This window comes from Paenibacillus sp. EB106-06-01-XG199 (assembly GCF_058791575.1).
Genome location: NZ_JBYTDQ010000003.1, coordinates 769,561 through 778,340, shown reverse-complemented (window position 1 = coordinate 778,340; position 8,780 = coordinate 769,561). Strand labels below are relative to the sequence as shown.

The 8,780-nt window shown below is 51.9% G+C and carries 7 protein-coding genes; 5 read left to right on the top strand and 2 right to left on the bottom strand.

The window, feature by feature from the left end:
• Positions 1 to 356: 356 nt before the first annotated feature.
• Both ileS and AC3WT9_RS14285 read left to right on the top strand, forming a co-directional pair.
• The gene (gene ileS / locus AC3WT9_RS14290) at positions 357 to 3,449 is read left to right on the top strand and encodes an isoleucine--tRNA ligase (RefSeq protein ID WP_341095414.1); all 3,093 of its coding nucleotides are present in this window, start codon (positions 357 to 359) and stop codon (positions 3,447 to 3,449) included.
• A gap of 327 nt (positions 3,450 to 3,776) precedes the next feature.
• A complete protein-coding gene (locus AC3WT9_RS14285) occupies positions 3,777 to 4,160 on the top strand; it encodes a DUF5665 domain-containing protein (protein ID WP_445745045.1) in 384 nt (127 codons plus the stop codon).
• Between the two features lie 54 nt (positions 4,161 to 4,214).
• On the opposite strand, the gene AC3WT9_RS14280 is transcribed toward AC3WT9_RS14285, so the two are convergent.
• Positions 4,215 to 4,946: a TraR/DksA C4-type zinc finger protein gene (locus AC3WT9_RS14280; RefSeq protein ID WP_341095410.1), complete on the bottom strand. Its 732-nt coding sequence runs from the start codon at positions 4,944 to 4,946 to the stop codon at positions 4,215 to 4,217.
• 246 nt (positions 4,947 to 5,192) lie between these two features.
• On the opposite strand from AC3WT9_RS14280, the gene lspA reads away from it, so the two are divergent.
• From lspA to AC3WT9_RS14265, 3 genes are all read left to right on the top strand, one after another.
• A complete protein-coding gene (gene lspA / locus AC3WT9_RS14275; RefSeq protein ID WP_076109056.1) occupies positions 5,193 to 5,696 on the top strand; it encodes a signal peptidase II in 504 nt (167 codons plus the stop codon).
• The gene (locus AC3WT9_RS14270; RefSeq protein WP_341095408.1) at positions 5,689 to 6,663 is read left to right on the top strand and encodes an RluA family pseudouridine synthase; all 975 of its coding nucleotides are present in this window, start codon (positions 5,689 to 5,691) and stop codon (positions 6,661 to 6,663) included. The genes lspA and AC3WT9_RS14270 overlap by 8 nt, the downstream gene beginning before the upstream one ends.
• Positions 6,664 to 6,760: 97 nt before the next feature.
• Positions 6,761 to 8,014 carry an LL-diaminopimelate aminotransferase gene (locus AC3WT9_RS14265; RefSeq protein ID WP_341095406.1) on the top strand — a complete coding sequence of 418 codons (1,254 nt, stop codon included), beginning with the start codon at positions 6,761 to 6,763 and terminating at the stop codon, positions 8,012 to 8,014.
• A 61-nt stretch (positions 8,015 to 8,075) separates the two neighbouring features.
• Here AC3WT9_RS14265 and AC3WT9_RS14260 read toward each other — a convergent pair whose 3' ends face one another.
• Entirely contained in the window at positions 8,076 to 8,636 is a 561-nt protein-coding gene (locus AC3WT9_RS14260) for a GNAT family N-acetyltransferase (protein ID WP_341095404.1), read from the bottom strand.
• Between the last annotated feature and the right edge of the window lie 144 nt (positions 8,637 to 8,780).

Below are 8,780 nucleotides of genomic sequence, written 5' to 3'. Positions count from 1 at the left end.
GTCGGCTACGCCCCGCCGCGGGCAACCCGACCCAGCGCTGCCCTGACGGGATCGCGGGCCGGGGGCCCAAGACTAGAACAAAGACGAGGGCGAGATCAAAGGCAAGAGCAAGGGCAAGAGCAAGGGCAAGAGCAAGAGCAAAAACATTTGCGTCGGCTACGCCCCGCCGCGGGCAACCCGACCCAGCGCTGCCCTGACGGGATCGCGGGCCGGGGGCCCAAGACTAGAGCAAAGGCGAGGGCAAGAATCAAAGGCAAGAGCAAGAGCAAGATCAAAGGCGAGGGCAAGATCAAGGGCAAGGGCTTTAGCGGGCCCGAGCAGCTTTATAGACTAAACTAAGGAAGGATTGACCAGCAATGCAAAAAGTAGATGTCAAAGAAAAAGCGCGGGCAAGAGATGTCCGCATACTGAAGAAATGGAGCGATGAGAATACGTTCCGCAGATCCATGGAGAACCGCGAGGGCCGTCCGAACTATGTGTTCTATGAAGGACCTCCGACAGCTAACGGCGTACCGCATATCGGGCATGTGCTGGGCCGGGTCATCAAGGATTTCATCGGCCGCTACCAGACGATGAAGGGCTACCGCGTTGTGCGTAAAGCGGGCTGGGACACTCACGGCTTGCCGGTTGAACTCGGCGTGCAGAAGAAACTCGGAATCTCCGGCAAGCAGGAAATTGAAGAGTATGGCGTGGAAAAGTTCATCAAAGAGTGCAAAGAGAGCGTATTTGGCTACGAGAAGCAGTGGCGTGAGTTCACGGAAGCGATCGGTTACTGGACCGATCTGGATAATCCGTATGTGACGCTGGATAATACGTACATCGAAAGCGTGTGGAACATTCTGGCTACGGTGCATGAGAAAGGTCTGCTGTACCGCGGACACCGCGTCAGCCCGTATTGCCCGAGCTGCCAGACAACGCTAAGCTCCCATGAAGTGGCGCAGGGCTATAAGACGGTGAAGGACCTCAGTGCAACGGCCAAGTTCAAGCTGGATGGCAGCGGCGACTATGTGCTGGCCTGGACGACCACCCCTTGGACGCTTCCGGCGCATATGGCGCTGGCAATGAACCCGGAGATGGAATATGTCCGTGCGCAGCAGGAAGACGGCGTATACGTGCTGGCCAAGAACCTCGTGGAAGAGGTACTGAAAGGGAAGTATACGGTTCTTTCTACGCATAAAGGCTCTGACTTTATCGGTCAAAGCTATACCCCGCCGTTTAGCTATATCGAGGCGGAGAAACATAATGTGATTGTTAGTGCATCCTTCGTAACGGATTCCAGCGGTACAGGGATCGTGCATATGGCTCCGGCACATGGTGAGGATGACTATAAGAGCTGCCGCGACAACGGCATCAGCTTTGTTAATGTGGTGGATACTTCCGGTAAATACATTGACGTGGTAAGTGATTTTGCCGGACGGTTTGTGAAAGATTGTGATTTAGACATCATCAAGGCGTTGTCCGAAAAAGGACTGCTGTACAATAAAGAGAAATACGAGCACAGCTATCCGTTCTGCTGGCGCTGCGATACTCCGCTGCTGTATTATGCGACAGACAGCTGGTTCATCAAAACGACAGCGATCAAAGATCAGCTGATCGCCAACAACAACAACGTGGACTGGTATCCTGACCATGTGCGCGAAGGCCGCTTCGGCAAGTTCCTGGAAGAACTGGTGGACTGGAATATCAGCCGCAACCGCTACTGGGGCACACCGCTGAATGTCTGGGTTTGCCAGGACACCGGCAAAGAATTTGCGCCGCACAGCATCGCAGAACTCCGCTCGATGGCGATCGGCGAAGTCGCTGAGGATATCGAGCTGCATAAGCCATATGTAGACAATATCAAGCTGCGCAGCCCGTTCAGCGAAGGCGGCGTGATGGTGCGTACTTCTGAGGTCATCGACGTATGGTTTGACAGCGGCTCGATGCCGTTTGCCCAAAGCCACTATCCGTTCGAGAATGAAGACAGATTCGCCGACCAGTATCCGGCAGATATGATCTGTGAAGGAATTGACCAGACACGCGGCTGGTTCTACAGCCTGCTTGCGGTATCGACGTTGTTCAAGGGCAAAGCGCCTTACAAGGCAGTTATTGCCCACGGCCACATCTTCGATGAGAACGGCCAAAAAATGTCCAAATCCAAAGGCAATGTTATTGACCCTTGGGAAATCATGAACGAATACGGCACCGATGCCTTCCGCTGGGCGATTCTGTCCGACAGTGCGCCGTGGAATAACAAACGTTTCTCCCGCGGTCTGGTTGGTGAGACCAAATCCAAGGTTGTGGATACGCTCGTCAACACGCATGCGTTCCTGACGCTCTATGCCGGCATTGACGGGTACGACCCTGCAGAGCATCCATTCAAAGTATCGGGGCATAAGCTCGACCGCTGGATTCTCTCCCGCTTGAACAGTCTGATTCTAGTTGTGGAAAAAGGCCTCGCCATCAACGACTTCGTCAATTCGTCCAAAGCAATTGAGAACTTCGTGGATGAACTGAGCAACTGGTATATCCGCCGCTCACGCGACCGGTTCTGGGGCAGCGGGCTTGACGAAGAGAAGCTGGATGCCTACCGTACGCTGACACATGTGCTGCTCACAACGGCTACGCTGATGGCACCGTTCACACCGATGCTGTCGGAAGATATCTATATGAACCTTGGCGGCGGGGAAAGTGTGCATTTGGCGGATTATCCGGCTGCCGACGAGAGTCTGATCGATCTTGAGCTGGAGCGGGATATGGAGAGTGCCAGAGGCATTGTCGAGCTTGCCCGCAACGTGCGCAACGAGGCTGGCATCAAGACACGCCAGCCGCTGTCCGAGCTGATCGTTTCCCTGGACCGCAGCTTTGATGTAACGGATTATGAAGAGATCATCAAGGATGAGATCAATGTCAAAGAAATTGTGCTGGAGAACAGCGACAGCGGGTTTGTTGATTTCACGCTGAAGCTGAACCTTAAGGTAGCCGGTAAAAAATACGGCAAGAGTGTAGGCTTCCTGCAAGGCTACCTGAAAGGGATGAACAGCGACGCTACCCGCAAAGCGGTACAGGACGGTGTGATTGCCATCGTGTCGCCGGAAGGGGAAGAACTGCAGATTACTGCCGAGGAGCTGCTTGTTGAGAAGCAGGCCAAACCAGGTTTTGCATCAGCTTCCGGTTACGGTCTCACGGTAGCGCTGAACACGGAAATCACTCCTGAACTTGAGCAGGAAGGCTGGGTCCGTGAAATTATCCGTTCAGTTCAGGATTACCGCAAACGCCTGGATCTGGCGATCGAGAAACGGATCGCGCTCACGCTGCAGCTGGATGATGAACTGAAAGCGGCTGTGACTGCTTTTGAACATGTACTGCGTGAAAATGTGCTTGTGACTACCGTTGAGTTTGACGGAGTGCATCCATTTGAAACGGTGGATGCCGGCGGCAGATCCATTGGAATCCATATCGGAGCCTAAAGAGAAGCTAAATGCTGATCCCCGTATCGCTTGTCTCCAAATGACATATACTAGCGGCATAAGAAGAAACGTCCAGGCCTTTAGCATCGGGCAGGGGCTTTCGAGATTGGCGGTATATGCACTGCTGATCAGAAAGCCGTTTCTGCGGAAATATGAGGATCATTACTGAGAACCTTATATTTATGCGCAAAATGACGAGCCCCGTGTTCGGGGAGAGATTGCCTCTCCCCGAACCGGGCTCATTTATTTTGTGGACGTTAGGGAAGGAGCAGGAGTGTTTTGGAGGGTCGGGAAGAAGGAAGCAAAGCCTCCGGGCAGCAGAGAGAAATCTCCGCCGCAACAGGCAAGGGTAGCGGACCGGATCAGGCTCCGGATTTCAAACGGGAAGCTGAAGCGGGAGCAGAGGCCCTTTCCCCGGATGAGAAATTGAGCGCGGTATACCGGCTGACATTGGGGCTGGCCCGGGAGATGGAGAAATCGCGGATTGCTGAATATACACAGCTGCTGCATTCGCCCTGGCGGCTGATCTGGCTGAACATAATATCAGGAATAGCGCGCGGGGTGGGGGTTGCCCTCGGATTCACTTTTTTTGCGGCGACGATCATTTATGTACTGCAGATGCTGGGGGCACTCAACCTGCCGATTATCGGAGATTATATTGCAGATATTGTGCGGATCGTACAGCACCAGCTGGAGCTTAAGACTTTTTAGGGATTAGAGAATCATTGATCTGGCGTGTGTACCTAAAAAAGGAGCAGCATATGGCTACTCCCTTTCCTTTTTAGCGGACGGATCCAGCAGGTAGCTGCCTTCCTCGGTGTCCATGTAATGACGGTAACTGGTTCCTTTAATGATGGTTAAATGGTTCCCGGCGATATCGGTCGCCACAAAGTTCTCCCACGGCTCCACGAAGCCTTCGGTTTCGTCGGCCTCAATCTCCATATCGTTGTAAGAGCCGATATCATTGCCTTCGGCCATGGCCGGGGAGTTGGAGCTGCCCCAGCTTTCGACGATCTGCCAGGCATCTTCGCCGTCAAAACCGTTTTGCTCTTCGCGTTCGTCAAGGCTGGTGCGTCCAAAAGGCGGGAACAGCAGCTCTTCTTCGACCGGCCGGGTAAACGGGGCGTTCTGGCGTGGGGCATGCTCCTTGCTGTATCTGGTGGATGGAAGGGCTGAGAGGCGCTCATATGGAATCGGATTGCCGCTGGCAATACAAATCCCGTAGGTGCCTTCATCCATGGCCTGCAGAGCGGCTTCGATATCGTCCAATTCATGCTCGTCGCGTTCCAGCAGGGAAATATCTATCGAGCGGTTATACAGCTCAGTGGCGGCATCGCCGGGATGGTTGTCGATTTCGGACAATTCCCCGGTTGTATCGCGCATGGCTTCCTGCAGACCGTAATGCTCGTTATTTTGCAGCCTGTGGCGGATTTCCTCCTGCTGCTGCAGCAGCGCTGCCCGCAGCTGCGAGAGCTGCTGTGATGTCAGATGGCTCATAGGCGAGTGCTCCTTTCAGATGCTTTTGTCATAACGTACGCTTCCCGGCATTCCTGCCGGTTCGTTCTTTGATAGCTTGACCGGAGAAGCGTCTTTTTAGCGATGGTAAATAGTCCCCCCGGCCTTAAAAGGGTTATACGGTCCGCAATAGACGGCTTCTTGAGGCCTGTGCTACAATATACAAGTCTTTATTCAGTATTTGTACCGCTATCACGCGGGAAAAATAAGAACGGAGTGACAACTTCTGTGGTGTACTATCTGATTGCGCTAATTGTGTTTTTGATTGACCAGGGTACCAAATATGTGATTGCTACCCGGCTGGAGCTCGGCGAGCAGATTCCGGTCATAAACGACTTCTTCATTATTACCTCCCACCGCAATAGTGGAGCCGCTTTCGGAATTCTTGAAGGACAGCAATGGTTTTTCTTTATAGTTACGGTTGTTGTTGTCGTCGGAATTGTCTGGTATATGAACAAGGCCAAAGCCTCGCGGAAGCTGCTTCCTACCGCTCTGGCATTGGTGCTGGGCGGAGCTATAGGCAACTTTTTGGACCGGATGCTTAACGGTGAGGTTGTCGACTTCCTGATGTTCAACTTCGGAAGCTACACCTTCCCCATTTTTAATGTTGCCGACTCCTGCATCGTGATTGGGGTTGGACTGATTATTCTCGATACACTGCTGGATATGAAGAGCGGGGACGAAATCATCGAAGTTAAGGAATCAAAGGAAGTAAAAGAAGGGAATGAATGATTTGAACAAGGACGTCAATGAGCAGGCAGGTGCAATTGCCTTCGAAGAAGAAAGGGACGTCACGGAGTGGATTGTTTCTGGAGAGAATGCCCGGGAGCGGGTTGATAAATATATTACGGAGGCCTGGGAAGAAGAAATTTCACGCTCTCAGGTACAGCTGTGGATCAGCAGCGGACATGTTAAGGTTAACGGTTCTCCGGTTAAGGCCAACTATAAGCTGAATGAAGGCGATGTTATCGCTGTTACGGTTCCAGAGGCTGAAGTTACCGATCTGATTGCGGAGGATATCCCGCTTGAAGTGGTCTACGAGGACAGCGATGTTATTGTAATCAATAAGCCGCGCGGCATGGTCGTGCATCCGGCAGCAGGGCATCCGTCCGGTACACTGGTCAATGCGCTGATGTTTCATTGCAAAGATCTGTCCGGCATCAATGGCGAGATTCGTCCCGGGATTGTTCACCGCATTGATAAAGATACTTCCGGTCTGATTATGGCAGCTAAAAATGATGCCAGTCATGCTTCACTCGCTGCCCAGCTTAAAGAGCACAGTGTAACACGCCGCTACATCGCAGTGGTGCATGGTAACCTGGCCCATAGCCAGGGAACCGTAGACGCCCCGATTGGCCGTGACCCGCATGACCGCAAGCTGTACACGGTAACCGAGAAAAACAGCAAACGTTCCGTGACCCATTTTACCGTGCTGGAACGCTTTGGCGACTGCACACTGCTGGAACTGCAGCTGGAGACCGGACGGACGCATCAGATCCGCGTGCATATGAAGTTTATCGGGCATCCGCTGGTCGGTGATCCGGTATACGGGCGCAGCAAGGGGATTATGATGAACGGACAGGCTCTGCATGCCGCCGTACTGGGCTTTAAGCATCCTTCCACGGGTGAGTATATGGAGTTCAGCAGACCGATTCCGGCAGATATGGAAGAAGTGCTGTTTACGCTGCGCAGCAGATAAGTACAAATGAAGTGATCATAAATCCATGGTTTTGGAGACGATTTTGCTTCATATTTAATGATATATTTAATAATAGCCAGGAGATGAGAACAAAATTATGAGTATCGAACAGTATCAAGAGACTTTCATTCAGACTAATTTTGCGGACCGCATCGGCGGTGCGAACTACGGCAAAGATACAGCCATTTACAAATTCGAGAAAATCAAACGCGCCAAAGCATCGGCGAAACAGGATTTTCCTAATATTGAATTGATTGATATGGGCGTCGGCGAACCTGACGAGATGGCGGATGAAGGCATTGTTGCAAGACTTGCCATTGAAGCGGCCAAAGAAGAAAATCGCGGCTATTCCGACAACGGAATTCCTGAATTCAAAGCTGCCGCTGCAGCTTACCTGAAGGATGTATTTCGTGTAGAGGGGATCGACCCTGTAAACGAGGTTGTGCATTCCATCGGTTCGAAGCCGGCATTAGCCATGCTGCCATCCTGCTTCATCAATCCGGGCGACATCACCATTATGACGGTTCCGGGTTATCCGGTACTGGGTACCCACACCAAATATTTGGGTGGACAAGTCTATACGGTGGAACTCAAGAGAGAGAACAACTTTCTGCCTGATCTGAATTCCATTCCGGAAGATATCGCCCGCAAAGCGAAGCTGCTCTACCTGAACTATCCGAATAATCCTACGGGTGCCAGCGCAACTCCTGAATTTTTCAGCGCCGTTGTAGACTGGGCCAAAAAATATGACGTCGTAGTCATCCATGATGCTCCGTATGCAGCGCTGACTTATGACGGTGTGAAGCCGCTGAGCTTCCTGTCCGTACCCGGCGCAAAGGATGTCGGCGTAGAATTGCACTCGCTCTCCAAGTCTTACAACATGACAGGCTGGAGAATCGGCTTCGTTGCCGGCAACCCGCTGGTCGTGAAAGCATTCAGCGATGTGAAGGACAACAATGACTCCGGCCAGTTCATCGCGATTCAAAAGGCTGCCGCCTACGGTCTGGAACACCCTGAGATTACTGAAGCGATTGCTGCCAAGTATTCCCGCCGCCACAACATGCTGGTGGACGCGCTGAACAGCCTGGGCTTCAAGGCAGAGAAACCGAAAGGTTCTTTCTTCCTTTATGTAGCTGCACCAAAGGGTATCAAAGGCGGACGCCGTTTCGAATCCGGCGAAGATTTCTCGCAGTTCCTGATCCGCGAGAAGCTGATCTCCACCGTGCCTTGGGATGATGCAGGTCCATTCGTACGTTTCTCCGTGACCTTTATCGCCAAAGGTGAAGAGGAAGAGAAACGTGTAATCTCCGAAATTCAAAGACGCCTCAGCGACGTTGAATTTGAATTCTAAACTAACGGGCAACAAGAAGCCGCCGCAGAGAAATCTGCGGCGGCTTCTTAGTGCAGCACGCTCAAGACGGGCGGTAAGATTTTCTGTGAAATTTGTTAATATAACGGAATAAGGACTCCCCGTTATCTTCGGCAGCAACCCCCTGCTTCAGCGGGCGCAGCATTGCCTGATACGGCTCCGGCACCCAAATATATTGATGGATATACGGTGTCAGCTTGAAACCGTTCTGTTCCCAGAAATGAATACGCTCAAGATGCGCAGCTGTATTTCCGGCTTCCACTTCAATGATGATTCCACCGGCCTTATGCACTTGTTCAGCCCAGTGAATGATTTTTTCCAGAAACAATGAGCCGAGGCCTTCTCCGCGTGACTTCTTGGCAACTGCCAGATAGTCAATGATAAGCCGCTTGTCGGCCGTCCCTCCAACCATCCCGGTTACAGCCATTGCTACAATATGTCCATCAGCTAAGCCAGCATGCAAATACGCTATTCCTCTGTCCAGCATATTGTGTATTATTCCTGCCGGTTTAGCTCCACTTGGAAAAGCCTCCAGGTACATGGGTTCAATTAACTCCCATAAGCTATCATTCCAATGCGCAGCTGTGATAAATTCCAGTTCCATTATCAGTCGCCTCCGGTCTTCATCATATCAAAGACGAACAGTTGCAGCTATTACAGCAGCTGGCGTTCTTTTTGCTTCTTTCTTTTAAACTGAAAAATTTCACGTTTAGGTGGAAGCTGCGGAGGGAATTTTGGAACTGTAGGA